The sequence below is a fragment of the Streptococcus sp. GMD1S genome (assembly GCF_000296875.1).
GTDB lineage: Bacteria > Bacillota > Bacilli > Lactobacillales > Streptococcaceae > Streptococcus.
This window is the reverse complement of record NZ_AJQY01000298.1, coordinates 1-545: the sequence shown is the minus strand read 5'-3', so window position 1 is coordinate 545 and position 545 is coordinate 1. Positions and strand designations below refer to the sequence as shown.

The 545-nt window shown below is 40.2% G+C and carries 1 protein-coding gene; it reads right to left on the bottom strand.

What is annotated here, in order from left to right:
- The coding region (locus tag GMD1S_RS08880; RefSeq protein ID WP_000519005.1) for a biotin--[acetyl-CoA-carboxylase] ligase at nt 1-545 on the bottom strand (545 nt) is incomplete at both ends.

The window sequence follows — 545 nt, the reverse complement described above, 5'->3', positions numbered from 1 at the left end:
TTTAGGTCTTCTGGGAAGTCTGCTATAGAAAAATTTATACCAAGTCCGATAATGACATCTGTAACCAAGCCTGTTTCAACTGATGTCATTGCTTCGGTGAGGATACCTGCTATCTTTTTATTTTTTAAGTAGATGTCATTTACCCATTTGATATCTACTTCTATCATAGTTAGATTTTTAATGGCTTTGTAGGTTGCAGCAGCTACAAGGAGAGTATAGGAAGGGAGTTTTTCATAGGGAAGATTGGGTTGAATATGCAGGGACATATAGATCCCACCCTGAGATGGAGAATAGTAGGGGCGCTGAAAGCGGCCACGACCTGCTGTTTGACAGGTTGAAAGATAGAGTGTGTTTCCTTGGTTTCCAGCCTCAATCCCTTCTTTTGCATCTGTTTGTGTTGATTTTGTCTCAGGTTTGTAGCGAATGGTTAAGTTGGTTTTCTCCTGAATCAAATCAGGCAATATCAGATCGCCTTGAATAAGCTTGTATCCTCTATTTTTGATACTGTCAATTTCTAGGCCTTCTTGTTGAAGACGTTGGATCGC